This window comes from [Enterobacter] lignolyticus SCF1, from assembly GCF_000164865.1.
Taxonomy (GTDB): domain Bacteria; phylum Pseudomonadota; class Gammaproteobacteria; order Enterobacterales; family Enterobacteriaceae; genus Enterobacter_B; species Enterobacter_B lignolyticus.
In genome coordinates this window covers 2,320,622-2,333,496 of sequence record NC_014618.1, presented here as the reverse complement: position 1 = coordinate 2,333,496, position 12,875 = coordinate 2,320,622, and the positions used below count along the sequence as shown (strand labels likewise).

The 12,875-nt window shown below is 57.0% G+C and carries 14 protein-coding genes; 12 read left to right on the top strand and 2 right to left on the bottom strand.

Annotated features, from left to right (window positions below):
• The first annotated feature begins 169 nt into the window (after positions 1 to 169).
• The 12 genes from blr to gstA all read left to right on the top strand — a co-directional run bounded on the left by blr (position 170) and on the right by gstA (position 10,557).
• The gene (blr, locus tag ENTCL_RS22950; RefSeq protein ID WP_071841398.1) at positions 170 to 319 is read left to right on the top strand and encodes a division septum protein Blr; all 150 of its coding nucleotides are present in this window, start codon (positions 170 to 172) and stop codon (positions 317 to 319) included.
• A 375-nt stretch (positions 320 to 694) separates the two neighbouring features.
• On the top strand, positions 695 to 910 hold the full coding sequence (ydgT, locus tag ENTCL_RS11010; protein WP_013366195.1) for a transcription modulator YdgT: 216 nt from the start codon (positions 695 to 697) through the stop codon (positions 908 to 910).
• Positions 911 to 991: 81 nt separating this feature from the next.
• Positions 992 to 1,432, top strand: coding sequence for a DUF2569 domain-containing protein (locus tag ENTCL_RS11005; RefSeq protein ID WP_013366194.1), 441 nt, complete (start codon positions 992 to 994; stop codon positions 1,430 to 1,432).
• Positions 1,433 to 1,511: 79 nt separating this feature from the next.
• Entirely contained in the window at positions 1,512 to 2,093 is a 582-nt protein-coding gene (rsxA, locus tag ENTCL_RS11000) for an electron transport complex subunit RsxA (RefSeq protein WP_013366193.1), read from the top strand.
• Entirely contained in the window at positions 2,093 to 2,668 is a 576-nt protein-coding gene (rsxB, locus tag ENTCL_RS10995) for an electron transport complex subunit RsxB (protein ID WP_013366192.1), read from the top strand. The genes rsxA and rsxB overlap by 1 nt, the downstream gene beginning before the upstream one ends.
• Positions 2,661 to 4,700, top strand: coding sequence for an electron transport complex subunit RsxC (gene rsxC, locus ENTCL_RS10990; protein ID WP_013366191.1), 2,040 nt, complete (start codon positions 2,661 to 2,663; stop codon positions 4,698 to 4,700). Before rsxB ends, rsxC begins: the two co-directional genes overlap by 8 nt.
• Positions 4,701 to 5,753 carry an electron transport complex subunit RsxD gene (gene rsxD, locus ENTCL_RS10985; protein WP_013366190.1) on the top strand — a complete coding sequence of 351 codons (1,053 nt, stop codon included), beginning with the start codon at positions 4,701 to 4,703 and terminating at the stop codon, positions 5,751 to 5,753. It abuts the gene before it with no gap.
• An 8-nt stretch (positions 5,754 to 5,761) separates the two neighbouring features.
• Entirely contained in the window at positions 5,762 to 6,382 is a 621-nt protein-coding gene (gene rsxG / locus ENTCL_RS10980) for an electron transport complex subunit RsxG (RefSeq protein WP_013366189.1), read from the top strand.
• Positions 6,383 to 6,385: 3 nt separating this feature from the next.
• On the top strand, positions 6,386 to 7,087 hold the full coding sequence (locus ENTCL_RS10975; protein ID WP_013366188.1) for an electron transport complex subunit E: 702 nt from the start codon (positions 6,386 to 6,388) through the stop codon (positions 7,085 to 7,087).
• The gene (gene nth, locus ENTCL_RS10970; RefSeq protein WP_013366187.1) at positions 7,084 to 7,719 is read left to right on the top strand and encodes an endonuclease III; all 636 of its coding nucleotides are present in this window, start codon (positions 7,084 to 7,086) and stop codon (positions 7,717 to 7,719) included. Before ENTCL_RS10975 ends, nth begins: the two co-directional genes overlap by 4 nt.
• Positions 7,720 to 8,304: 585 nt before the next feature.
• The gene (dtpA, locus tag ENTCL_RS10965) at positions 8,305 to 9,810 is read left to right on the top strand and encodes a dipeptide/tripeptide permease DtpA (RefSeq protein ID WP_013366186.1); all 1,506 of its coding nucleotides are present in this window, start codon (positions 8,305 to 8,307) and stop codon (positions 9,808 to 9,810) included.
• A gap of 141 nt (positions 9,811 to 9,951) precedes the next feature.
• Positions 9,952 to 10,557: a glutathione transferase GstA gene (gstA, locus tag ENTCL_RS10960; RefSeq protein ID WP_013366185.1), complete on the top strand. Its 606-nt coding sequence runs from the start codon at positions 9,952 to 9,954 to the stop codon at positions 10,555 to 10,557.
• Positions 10,558 to 10,596: 39 nt separating this feature from the next.
• Here the strand turns inward: gstA and pdxY are convergent, their stop codons facing one another.
• On the bottom strand, positions 10,597 to 11,457 hold the full coding sequence (pdxY, locus tag ENTCL_RS10955; protein WP_013366184.1) for a pyridoxal kinase PdxY: 861 nt from the start codon (positions 11,455 to 11,457) through the stop codon (positions 10,597 to 10,599).
• 60 nt (positions 11,458 to 11,517) lie between these two features.
• The gene (gene tyrS / locus ENTCL_RS10950) at positions 11,518 to 12,792 is read right to left on the bottom strand and encodes a tyrosine--tRNA ligase (protein ID WP_013366183.1); all 1,275 of its coding nucleotides are present in this window, start codon (positions 12,790 to 12,792) and stop codon (positions 11,518 to 11,520) included.
• Positions 12,793 to 12,875 lie beyond the last annotated feature (83 nt).

The window sequence follows — 12,875 nt, the reverse complement described above, 5'->3', positions numbered from 1 at the left end:
CAGCGTTACAGGGGTATTTACAGCCGTTTAGAGACAGTATACGCCCCGGATTCAGAGGCAGGCGCCGTTTCCTGTAACAATAATGCGGCAACAGCGCAATCAACGCTTGCGTTACGCCAGGTGCCTGGTAACATTTAGCCCCTGATTATTTTTACTTTATTTTTAAACTATGGCTCTCGTATTGACCCGGATTGTCGAACTGGTAGGTTGGGTGGTTCTTGGTGTTTCCGTGCTTTTATTGATCGTGGCGCACCATATTGATAATTACCAGCCTCCCGAACCAACGGCAGCCGTACAAAAAACCACCCCGGCATCGTAATAATGATGCGGATACCCCGGACATCACCGGCTTAGCTGCCGGTGATGTCCGCGGGGGGGCACCAGACTATTCCCCTTTCTGCCAGTTTAATTCGAAAATGTTTTTTTGGTCGCAATTCGTGATTGCCAGCCACAACGAACAGCGTTAACCTTCTCCTCAGGCGCCGACTGGCGTCCGACTTTCACATTAGAAAATTCCTATTTTGAATTTTATGTTAACGGAAGGCATTTCCGTTGTTGTATTTGGTTTTTATACCCGAAATAATTTACGGGTACCCAAGACCTTTCCATTTCCGAAACATCGCTCTGAATCATTCATTCTGGTCAGAGAGATATTGACTTCAAATATCACATTATAAAATGGATACACGCTAAGATGACCGTTCAGGATTATTTACTCAAATTCCGCAAAATCAGCACTCTTGAAAGTCTGGAAAAGCTGTTTGACCATCTAAACTACTCGCTGACCAACACCGAAGAGATAGTCAATATGTATCGCGCTGCCGATCATCGCCGCGCCGAACTCGTTTCCGGTGGTCGTCTGTATGACGTGGGCCAGGTACCAAAATCCGTTTGGCATTACGTGCAATAAGGCTGTTATCCCGGGCGTCAGTTGCTTATACTTCTCCTCCATTTTTAACGCATTGACTGGCGCCCATTTTCAGGAGAAGTCATGTCCGAAAATTCTGCAGAACGTATCGGCGGATGGCTGATCGCCCCGCTGGCCTGGCTACTGGTCGCGCTGCTGAGCGCAACGCTGGCGGTCTTCTTATACGCCGGCTCGCTCATCTCTCCCCAGACGTTGCCCGCGCTGCGCGCCCTGAGCAGCGGCAATATGATCCTCTGGGGGCTCTCATTCTTATTCGCCGCGGCAATGTGGTATTATACGTTCTGGTTAACTGTCGCTTTTTTCAAGCGCCGCGCCCTGGTGCCAAAGCACTACATAATCTGGCTGCTGATTTCGGTGCTGCTGGCAGTGAAAGCCTTCGCGTTTTCTCCGGTATCCGATGCGCTGGCGCTGCGCCAGCTGCTGTTTCCGCTATTGGCGGCGGCCCTGCTGGTGCCCTATTTCAAACGCTCGGCGCGCGTGAAACGCACCTTCGTTAACCCGTAAATAACCCCACAGATAATCTGTTGTCGCCTGTTGCGGTTTGACCGATAATAGGCGGCTTTTTTTGGTTTCAGGTCGAATAATGACTGATTATTTACTGCTCTTTATTGGCACGGTTCTCGTCAATAACTTCGTATTAGTGAAGTTCCTTGGACTGTGCCCGTTTATGGGTGTTTCCAAAAAACTGGAAACCGCCATGGGAATGGGACTGGCCACCACCTTTGTGATGACGCTGGCGTCTATCTGCGCCTGGCTGATTGACACCTGGATCCTGATCCCGCTCAACCTCGTCTATCTGCGGACGATGGCCTTTATTCTGGTCATTGCCGTCGTGGTGCAATTTACCGAAATGGTGGTGCGCAAAACCAGCCCGGCGCTGTATCGCCTGCTGGGTATTTTCCTGCCGCTGATTACCACCAACTGCGCGGTGCTCGGCGTCGCCCTGCTGAACATCAACCTTGGCCATAACTTTATGCAATCGGCGCTGTACGGCTTCTCCGCGGCGGTCGGTTTCTCACTGGTCATGGTGCTGTTTGCCGCTATCCGCGAACGGCTGGTGGTCGCCGATGTTCCTGCGCCGTTTCGCGGCAACGCCATTGCGCTGATTACTGCCGGTCTGATGTCTCTGGCCTTTATGGGCTTTAGCGGTCTGGTGAAACTGTAATGAGCGCAGTGTGGATAGCGGTTATCGCCATTAGCCTTCTCGGCCTGATTTTCGGCGGCATTCTCGGATATGCCTCGCGTCGCTTTGCCGTTGAGGACGATCCGGTCGTTGAAAAAATTGATGAACTGTTGCCGCAAAGCCAGTGCGGACAGTGCGGATATCCGGGCTGTCGCCCGTACGCGGAAGCCGTGGGCTGCCAGGGCGAGAAGATCAACCGCTGCGCGCCCGGCGGCGAGGCGGTGATGCTGAAGATTGCGGCGCTGCTAAACGTCGACCCTCAGCCCGCCGACGACGAGGCAAGCCAGGAGCCCGTACGCATGCTGGCGGTCATCGACGAACCGAACTGTATTGGCTGCACCAAGTGCATCCAGGCCTGCCCGGTAGATGCTATTGTCGGCGCGACGCGCGCGATGCATACCGTTGTCAGCGATTTATGCACCGGCTGCAATCTCTGCGTTGCGCCTTGTCCGACGCAATGCATCACCCTGCTGCCGGTCAAGACCACCACGGAGACCTGGAAGTGGGATCTGCAAACCATTCCGGTCCGTATTATTCCTGTGGAACATCATGCTTAAGTTATTTTCTGCGTTTAAAAAGGACAGAATCTGGGACTTTGACGGCGGGATCCATCCACCTGAAATGAAAACCCAGTCAAATGGCACGCCGTTACGCCAGGTCCCGCTGGCGCAGCGCTATGTCATTCCGCTAAAACAGCACATTGGCGCTGAAGGCGAGCTGTGCGTCAGCGTTTGCGACAGCGTGTTGCGCGGTCAGCCGCTGACCCGCGGCTGGGGGCGTATGCTGCCGGTTCACGCGCCGACATCCGGCACCGTCGCCGCGATTGCGCCCCACTCCACCGCGCATCCATCCGCGCTGGAAGAGCTCAGCGTCATTATTGAAGCGGACGGTCACGACACGTGGTTTGAGCGCGACGGCTGGAGCGACTGGCAGAGCAAAACCCGCGATACGCTTATTGAACGTATCCATCAGTTTGGCGTCGCCGGGCTCGGCGGCGCGGGCTTCCCCACCGGCACCAAACTGCGGGGCGGCGGCGATAAGATAGACACCCTGATCATTAATGCCGCCGAGTGCGAACCCTATATCACCGCGGATGACCGTCTGATGCAGGACTGCGCGGCACAAATCGTGGAAGGGGTCCGCATTCTTGCACACATTCTGCAGCCCAGACAGGTGCTGATCGGCATTGAGGATAACAAGCCGCAGGCCATCTCCATGATGCGCGCCGTGCTGGCGGATGCCCATGGCATCAGCCTGCGGGTGATTCCTACGAAATACCCTTCCGGCGGCGCGAAGCAGCTAACGCAAATTCTTACCGGCAAGCAGGTACCGCACGGCGGGCGCTCATCCGATATTGGCGTATTGATGCAAAACGTCGGTACGGCGTTTGCGGTCAAGCGCGCGATCGTTGACGGCGAACCGCTGACCGAGCGCGTGGTCACCCTGACCGGCGAATCGGTCGGACGGCCGGGCAACGTCTGGGCCCGGCTGGGAACGCCGGTACAGCACCTGCTCGCCGATGCCGGATTCTGCCCGTCGGCCGAACAGCTGGTCATTATGGGGGGGCCGCTGATGGGCTTTACCCTGCCCTGGCTGGATGTGCCGGTGGTAAAAATTACCAACTGCCTGCTGGCGCCGTCGCCGTCGGAAATGGGCGAACCGCAGGATGAGAAAGGCTGTATCCGCTGCAGCGCCTGTGCGGACGCCTGCCCGGCAGACCTGCTGCCGCAGCAGCTTTACTGGTTCAGCAAGGGTCAACAGCACGACAAAGCGCAGACGCATAACCTGTCCGACTGCATTGAGTGCGGCGCCTGCGCCTGGGTCTGCCCAAGCAATATCCCGCTGGTGCAGTACTTCCGTCAGGAAAAAGCCGAGATTGCCGCTATCCGCCAGGAAGAACAGCGCGCCGCGGAGGCCAAAGCGCGCTTTGAAGCCCGGCAGGCGCGACTGGAACGCGAGAAAGCCGCCCGCCTTGAGCGTCATAAACAGGCGGCCGTGCAGCCCGCGGCGCAGGATCAGGATGCCATAAACGCAGCGCTTGCCCGCATCCGGGAGAAAAAACAGCACGCGGCGCAGCCGATTGTTGTCCTGGCGGGAGAAAAGCCGGATAACAGCGCCGTTATCGCCGCGCGTGAGGCGCGTAAAGCGCTGGCGCGAGCTAATCAGGAGAGCAAAGGCCAGCCGGGCGAATCGGCTGAAGCGACGGATCCCGCCGCCCAGGCCGATCCGCGTAAAGCCGCCGTCGAAGCCGCCATTGCCCGCGCCAAAGCGCGCAAGGCCGGGCAGCCGCCAGCTCCGGCGCCTGAGGCGGAACCGGTCGACCCGCGCAAAGCCGCCGTCGAAGCCGCCATTGCCCGCGCCAAAGCGCGCAAGGCCGGGCAGCCGCCAGCCCCGGCGCCTGAAGCGGAACCGGTCGACCCGCGCAAAGCTGCCGTCGAGGCCGCCATTGCCCGCGCGAAGGCGCGTAAAGCAGAACAACAAGAAGCAGCGGCTGCCGCCAATGACGATCCGCGCAAAGCCGCGGTTGCCGCGGCGATTGCCCGCGTGCAGGCAAAGAAGGCAGCGCAACAGGCCGTCAACGAGGAATAAATGGTTTTTAAAATCGCAAGCTCCCCATACACCCATAACCAGCGCCAGACGTCGCGTATTATGCTGCTGGTTATCCTGGCCGCTGTGCCGGGAATTGCCGTGCAAACCTGGTTTTTTGGTTGGGGTACTCTGCTGCAGCTTATCCTTGCTGCCGCCACCGCCTGGACGGCTGAAGCCCTGGTGCTTCGCCTGCGCAAACAGCGTGTCGGCCAGACGCTGGGCGATAACTCCGCCCTGCTGACCGGCCTGCTGCTGGCGGTCAGTATTCCGCCGTCGGCGCCGTGGTGGATGATCGTGCTCGGCACGGCCTTTGCCGTCATTATCGCCAAGCAGCTGTACGGCGGCCTGGGGCATAACCCCTTTAACCCGGCAATGATCGGTTACGTGGTGCTGCTGATTTCGTTTCCGGTACAGATGACCTCCTGGCTGCCGCCGCATGACATTGCCGTCTCCGCGCCAGGTCTGTGGGACAGCGTGCAGATAATCCTCTTTGGGCATACCTCTGCGGGCGCCGATATCAACTCGCTGCGCATGGGCATTGACGGTATTAGCCAGGCCACGCCGCTGGATACCTTCAAAACCTCGCTACACGCAGGCCATAGCGTCAACGACATTCTTCAGCTCCCTGTCTACCGCGGCGCGCTGGCGGGCGTCGGCTGGCAGTGGGTCAACATTGCCTGGCTTGTCGGCGGGCTGTTCCTGCTGTGGAAAGGCGCCATTCGCTGGCATATTCCGCTGAGTTTTCTGTTGAGCCTGGCGATATGCAGTACGCTTGGCTGGATAGCGTCGCCGGAAAGTATGGCGTCGCCGCAGATACACCTGCTGTCCGGCGCGACGATGATTGGCGCATTCTTTATTCTGACGGATCCCGTCACCGCATCGACGACCAATCGCGGACGTCTGATTTTCGGCGCGCTGGCGGGCCTGCTGGTATGGCTGATCCGCAGCTTCGGCGGCTATCCGGACGGCGTGGCGTTCGCCACCCTGCTGGCCAATATCACCGTGCCGTTGATTGATTACTACACCCGTCCACGCGTTTACGGCCATCGCTGAGGAACACCATGCTGAACACCATACGTAAACACGGGGTAACGCTGGCGCTGTTTGCCGCAGGCGCCACCGGGTTGACCGCCGCTATCAATCTGTTAACAAAGAGCACTATCGACGTGCAGGCGGAAAAGCAGCAAATGGCGCTGTTCTCTCAGGTATTGCCGCAGGATCGGTATAATAATAACCTGTTAAAAAGCTGCTATGTGCTTAACGCACCGGCCCTGGGCAAAGGCAGCCACAAGGTGTATATCGCCATGATGGACAGCGCGCCGGTCGCGGCCGTCATGGAGGCCACGGCCCCTGACGGCTACTCCGGCAATATTCAGCTGCTGGTCGGCGCGGATTTCAAAGGTACGGTGCTGGGCTCCCGGGTGACGGAGCATCATGAAACGCCAGGGCTTGGCGATAAAATCGAGCTTCGCCATTCAGACTGGATCACCCATTTTGCCGACAAAGTGATTAACGGCGCGAACGACAGCCGCTGGGCGGTGAAGAAGGACGGCGGTGATTTCGACCAGTTTACCGGTGCGACCATTACGCCGCGGGCGGTGGTCAACGCGGTTAAACGCGCGGGGCTGTTCGCCGAAACGCTGCCGTCGCAACTCAATACCCTGTCACCCTGCGAAGAGTAAATCATGAGCGAAATTAAAGACATTATCGTCCAGGGACTGTGGAAAAATAACTCATCGCTGGTGCAGCTGCTGGGGATGTGCCCGCTGCTGGCGGTGACCTCAACGGCAACGAATGCCCTTGGGCTCGGACTGGCCACCACGCTGGTGCTGACGTTAACCAACCTGACGATTTCCCTGCTGCGCCGCTGGACGCCGTCGGAAATTCGTATCCCCATTTACGTCATGATCATCGCCTCGGTGGTGAGCGTGGTGCAAATGCTGATCAACGCCTACGCCTTCGGCCTGTACCAGTCATTGGGCATCTTTATTCCGCTGATCGTGACCAACTGCATCGTCGTCGGCCGCGCGGAAGCGTTCGCGGCGAAAAAAGGCCCGGCGCTTTCAGCGCTTGATGGGTTCTCCATCGGAATGGGCGCCACCTGCGCGATGTTTGTCCTCGGGTCGCTGCGCGAAATTATCGGCAACGGTACGCTCTTTGACGGGGCGGACGGCCTGCTGGGAAGCTGGGCGAAGGTCCTGCGCATCGAGGTGTTCCATACCGATACGCCGTTCCTGCTGGCGATGCTGCCCCCTGGCGCCTTTATTGGCCTTGGCATGCTGCTCGCCGTAAAATACCTGATTGATGAACGCGCGAAGCGTCGCGCCAGCGCACGTCGGCAAAGCGTCGACGTTACCGTAGACACCACCCCAGGGAAGGCATCATGAATAAAGAGAAGCGGCTCGAAATTCTGACCCGGCTACGCGATAACAACCCACATCCGACGACGGAGCTGAACTTCACCAGCCCTTTCGAGCTGCTGATCGCGGTGCTGCTGTCCGCACAGGCAACGGACGTCAGCGTCAACAAAGCCACGGCGAAGCTTTATCCGGTGGCCAACACGCCGCAGGCCATGCTCGGGCTGGGGGTTGACGGCGTAAAGGAATACATCAAAACCATCGGTTTATTTAACAGTAAGGCCGAGAACGTGATTAAAACCTGCCGCATCCTGCTGGAGCAGCACGGCGGGAATGTACCGGAAGATCGCGCCGCGCTGGAGGCGCTGCCGGGCGTTGGGCGTAAGACCGCGAACGTGGTGCTGAATACCGCCTTTGGCTGGCCGACGATTGCCGTAGACACCCATATCTTTCGCGTCTGCAACCGCACGAACTTCGCCCCCGGCAAAAACGTTGAGCAGGTTGAGGAGAAGCTTCTCAAAGTCGTTCCGGCGGAGTTTAAAGTCGACTGTCACCACTGGCTGATACTGCACGGCCGCTATACCTGCATCGCCAGAAAACCGCGCTGCGGCTCATGCCTGATTGAAGATCTCTGCGAATTCAAAGAGAAGGTCGAACTCTAGTCGCGATGTATTCGATCGCCGCACTCCCCCGCGGCGATCTTCCCCCGCTATCTGACCATATTTTCCCAATACCGACGTATGATTCTCTGCCTCTTAACCGCTCTCGCAGGTTAATCGTTTATTTATCAGAAAAAAATTCTATATAAATGTGATGTGGATCACCTCGATAACATAACGTTACAAACATGTTATGCAAAGCGTCGAAATGCATTGCCGGAACAAGGGTTAACCATTTTTTAACCAGACATAACACCAGTATTATTCCTAATATTGGTCCATATAACTGCAATCACGGCAAAATAGCAGAACATATCGCCACGCTCCGGGTTTCACCCCTTAAAAGTAGTGAAAAAAACCAGAAGAAACGAAACGGAAAGATTTAACGCTGAATAACATTTGTATGTCCGGGAGATTATAACGCATCTGATATGTGTAACAGAATATTACAAACCCCTTGCCTGATCCGCCAGGATAGTGAACATTACCTGCCGTTTTCCCCTCCAAGAATAACTATAAGGCGGATGTCCATATGAGCATCACGCCCAGAACCCCCCGTTAAAATGGGATGTAAAAAAAGAGGTATATGTGTCTACTGCAAACAATAAACCAGCAGAAAGCGTGAGTCTGAACGCTTTCAAACAGCCGAAAGCGTTCTATCTCATCTTCTCTATCGAACTTTGGGAACGTTTCGGTTATTACGGCCTGCAAGGGATCATGGCCGTTTACCTGGTGAAACAACTGGGTATGTCTGAAGCGGATTCTATTACGCTGTTTTCGTCCTTTAGTGCTCTGGTGTACGGTCTGGTTGCTATCGGCGGCTGGCTGGGTGACAAAGTTCTGGGTACCAAACGCGTTATTATGCTGGGCGCCATCGTGCTGGCGATCGGCTATGCGCTGGTAGCATGGTCCGGCCATGACGCAGCTGTCGTCTACATGGGTATGGCGACTATCGCCGTGGGTAACGGTCTTTTCAAAGCTAACCCGTCCTCCCTGCTCTCTACCTGCTATGCGAAAGATGACCCGCGTCTGGACGGTGCATTCACCATGTACTACATGTCCGTGAACATCGGTTCTTTCTTCTCTATGCTGGCAACGCCGTGGCTCGCCGCCAAATTTGGCTGGAGCGTCGCGTTTTCACTGAGCGTGGTCGGTATGCTGATCACCGTAGTGAACTTTGCTTTCTGCAAAAAATGGGTTAAGCAGTACGGTTCCAAACCGGACTTCGAACCGGTACACATTGGCAAACTGCTGGCGACCATCGTGGGCGTTGTGATCCTCGCCGCTATCGCGACCTGGCTGCTGCATAACCAGGGCGTTGCACGCGCTGTTCTGGGTGTGGTTGCTCTGGGCATCATCTGCATCTTCGCGAAAGAAGCCTTCGCAATGCAGGGTGCCGCTCGTCGTAAGATGATCGTGGCCTTTATCCTGATGCTGGAAGCCGTTATCTTCTTCGTGCTGTACAGCCAGATGCCGACCTCGCTGAACTTCTTCGCGATTCGTAACGTTGAGCACTCTATTCTGGGCATCGCGTTCGAACCGGAGCAGTATCAGGCGCTGAACCCGTTCTGGATCATGATTGGTAGCCCGATTCTGGCCGCTATCTACAACAAAATGGGCGACCGTCTGCCGATGCCGCACAAATTCGCTATCGGTATGGTGCTGTGCTCCGGCGCATTCCTGGTACTGCCGCTGGGCGCCAAATTCGCCAGCGACGCCGGTATCGTCTCCGTTAACTGGCTGATCCTGAGCTACGCGCTGCAGTCCATCGGCGAACTGATGATTTCCGGCCTGGGTCTGGCAATGGTGGCGCAGCTGGTGCCGCAGCGTCTGATGGGCTTCATCATGGGTAGCTGGTTCCTGACCACCGCGGGCGCCGCGATTATCGCGGGTAAAATCGCCAACCTGATGGCGGTACCGGAAAACGTCACCGACCCGCTGATGTCTCTGGACGTATATGGCCGCGTGTTCATGCAGATCGGTATCGCGACCGCCGTCATTGCCATCCTGATGCTGCTGACTGCGCCGAAGCTGAACCGCATGACGCAGGATGACAGCGCCTCTGCGAAATCGAGCGAAACCGCTACCGCGTAACGCTCTTCGGGAAACGATTTTTTGCAAACCGCTGGGTTCGTCTCAGCGGTTTTTTTTTGCTTACGACATCACGAAAGAATCTTGTTTTTTCCTGAACTGCGCCGCAGGATAGAGAGACATCTCTGTCAAAAGGAATGAGTCATGAAATTGTTCTACAAACCCGGCGCGTGCTCTCTTGCTTCCCATATCACCCTGCGTGAGAGCGGGCTCGACTTCTCACTTACCGGTGTTGATCTTGCCAAAAAACAGCTGGAAAACGGCGACGATTTCCTGAAAGTAAACCCGAAAGGCCAGGTTCCCGCCCTGCTTCTGGACGACAATACGCTGCTGACCGAAGGCGTCGCCATCATGCAGTATATCGCCGACACGAAAGCGGACCGTCAGCTGCTGGCGCCCACGGGCAGCATCGCGCGCTACAGAACCCTGGAGTGGCTGAACTACGTGGCCACCGAGCTGCATAAAGGCTTCACCCCGCTGTTCCGTCCGGACACCCCGGAAGATTACAAGCCGACCGCGCGGGCGCTGCTGGAAAAGAAACTGCAGTACGTGAATGAATCCCTGCAGAATGTGGAATGGGTAAGCGGCCCGCGGTTTACTATCGCCGACGCCTATCTTTTCACCGTGCTGCGCTGGGCTCGCGCCGTGAAGCTGGATATGAGCGCGCTGAAAAATATTGAAGCCTACATGGCGCGCGTAGCGGCGCGTCCGGCCGTGAAGGCGGCGCTTGCCGCGGAAGGTCTGAACTAATCCTGAAACCAGCCCGGAGGACGCTCCGGGCTGTCGTCATTACAGCGCCGTTGCGCTGAAGGCATACTCCGGCTGCGCAATTCTGTCCTGCGCAGCAACCACCTGAAGCTCGTATTCACCCATCCGGTGCGTCGCCTCCATAATTTCATAAACCGCCGCGGTGACGTGCTCCAGCGCATCACGCAGCGATGCCCCCTGCAGCAGCTTAACCAGCAGCAGTCCACTGGTAACGTCACCGACGCCAACCGGCTGACGCACGCCAAAATCAACCAGCGGGCGGCTGATATGCCACGCTTCGCGGGCAGTCACCAGCAGCATTTCAAAGCGCTGCGCGCTGCGTCCGGCGCGGGCCAGATGCTTAACCAGCACGATTTCCGGCCCCTGGGCGATAAGCTCGCGGGCCGCAGCCACCGCCTCTTCCACGCTGTTCACCGCATGGCCGCAGAGGATCTCAAGCTCAATCAGGTTCGGCACGATAATGTCGCTCGCCGGCAGCGCATGACGGACGTGAAACTCCGCAACGCCCGGCGCCACGATGCAGCCTTTTTCAGGGTGTCCCATCACCGGGTCACAGAAATATTTCGCCTGCGGATTCGCCGCTTTCACCTGACGAACGATGCCAAGAATATGTTCGCCCTGCTCGGCAGATCCCAGATAGCCGCTCAGTACGGCATCGCAGCTTTTCAGCTTATCGATATCCGCAATCCCCTGAACAATTTCGGTCAGATGCGCCGGAGGCATCACGCAGCCGGTCCATTTGCCATACTGCGTGTGGTTGGAAAACTGAACGGTGTTCAGCGGCCAGACGTTAGCGCCCAGGCGGCGCATCGGAAACTCCGCGGCGCTGTTGCCGGCATGGCCAAAAACAACATGAGACTGGATAGCGAGGATGTTCTTCATTTTATTATCCACACATAAAAGAAAGGGCGTGGTTTCCCACGCCCTGTTATTCCTGAAAGATTACTTCCAGCAGATGAGGCAGTAGTTTTTCTTACCGCGGCGCAGCAGCGTATAGCGGCCATACAGACGATCGCCGTCAACGAAGGCGTATTCCGGATCGGACTGCTTTTCACCGTTAATGGTGATGGCGTTAGACGCAATGGTTTTGCGCGCCTGACCGCGGGAAGGCTGCAGCTCGGAATCGACCAGCGCCTGCATCAGGTCAGCGCCCTTTTCCATCTCGACCATCGGTACGCCGTCCTGCGCCAGCTGCTCAAAGTCAGCTTCGCTGAGCGAGCTCAGGGTGCCGTTGAACAGGCTTTCAGTGATGCGTTTCGCCGCCGCCAGGCCTTCTTCGCCGTGAACCAGACGGGTAACCTGATCGGCCAGCACGTACTGCGCGCGCGGCGCTTTACCGCTGTTTTTGTCCTCTTCTTCCAGCGCATTGATCTCTTCAATGTCCATGAAGGTAAAGAACTTCAGGAAGCGGTACACATCGGCATCCGCGGTGTTGATCCAGAACTGGTAGAACTTGTACGGACTGGTCTTTTTCGGATCCAGCCATACCGCGCCGCCTTCGGTCTTACCGAATTTGGTGCCGTCCGCTTTCGTGATCAGCGGCACGGTCAGACCGAAGACCTGGTTCTGGTGCAGACGACGGGTCAGGTCGATACCGGAGGTAATATTCCCCCACTGATCGGAGCCGCCAATCTGCAGCGCGACGCCGTGCAGCTTGTTCAGGCAGGCGAAATCGTAGCCCTGCAGCAGGTTGTAGGAGAATTCGGTAAACGAGATGCCCTGGTCGTCGCGGTTCAGACGCTGCTTCACCGCTTCTTTGTTGATCATCTGGTTAACGGAAAAATGTTTACCGATATCGCGCAGGAAGGTTAGCACGTTCATGCCGCCAAACCAGTCGTAGTTGTTCGCCGCAATGGCGGAGTTATCACCGCAGTCGAAATCGAGGAACGGCGCCACCTGTTTGCGAATTTTATCTACCCATTCCTGGACGGTATCTTCGGTGTTCAGCTTACGCTCCGCGGCCTTAAAGCTTGGGTCGCCAATCAGACCGGTCGCGCCGCCTACCAGCGCTACAGGCTTATGGCCTGCCTGCTGGAAGCGTTTGAGGCATAACAAGGGAACAAGATGCCCCAAATGCAAGCTGTCAGCGGTGGGATCGAAGCCGCAATAGAGCGCGATCGGGCCTTGCGCCAGTCGCTCTGCTAACGCTTCCTCGTCCGTCACCTGAGCCACGAGGCCCCGCTCTTGCAATTGTTTAATCAAGTTACTGCTTGCCATCAAAATCTCCATGTATAAAACAGGCTGCACCTTTGCCGGTACACGACGTTTCGCCAGATGCGAAGGGTTCATAGCATAAAGCG

Excerpts from the sequence above, each read along its gene's own strand:
- rsxA (WP_013366193.1), top strand. The coding sequence starts at position 1,512 with ATGACTGATTATTTACTGCTCTTTATTGGCACGGTTCTCGTCAATAAC.
- rsxD (WP_013366190.1), top strand. The coding sequence starts at position 4,701 with ATGGTTTTTAAAATCGCAAGCTCCCCATACACCCATAACCAGCGCCAG.
- pdxY (WP_013366184.1), bottom strand. The coding sequence starts at position 11,457 with ATGAAGAACATCCTCGCTATCCAGTCTCATGTTGTTTTTGGCCATGCC.
- blr (WP_071841398.1), top strand. The coding sequence starts at position 170 with ATGGCTCTCGTATTGACCCGGATTGTCGAACTGGTAGGTTGGGTGGTT.
- rsxB (WP_013366192.1), top strand. The coding sequence starts at position 2,093 with ATGAGCGCAGTGTGGATAGCGGTTATCGCCATTAGCCTTCTCGGCCTG.
- gstA (WP_013366185.1), top strand. The coding sequence starts at position 9,952 with ATGAAATTGTTCTACAAACCCGGCGCGTGCTCTCTTGCTTCCCATATC.
- ENTCL_RS10975 (WP_013366188.1), top strand. The coding sequence starts at position 6,386 with ATGAGCGAAATTAAAGACATTATCGTCCAGGGACTGTGGAAAAATAAC.
- ENTCL_RS11005 (WP_013366194.1), top strand. The coding sequence starts at position 992 with ATGTCCGAAAATTCTGCAGAACGTATCGGCGGATGGCTGATCGCCCCG.
- rsxC (WP_013366191.1), top strand. The coding sequence starts at position 2,661 with ATGCTTAAGTTATTTTCTGCGTTTAAAAAGGACAGAATCTGGGACTTT.
- rsxG (WP_013366189.1), top strand. The coding sequence starts at position 5,762 with ATGCTGAACACCATACGTAAACACGGGGTAACGCTGGCGCTGTTTGCC.
- ydgT (WP_013366195.1), top strand. The coding sequence starts at position 695 with ATGACCGTTCAGGATTATTTACTCAAATTCCGCAAAATCAGCACTCTT.
- nth (WP_013366187.1), top strand. The coding sequence starts at position 7,084 with ATGAATAAAGAGAAGCGGCTCGAAATTCTGACCCGGCTACGCGATAAC.
- tyrS (WP_013366183.1), bottom strand. The coding sequence starts at position 12,792 with ATGGCAAGCAGTAACTTGATTAAACAATTGCAAGAGCGGGGCCTCGTG.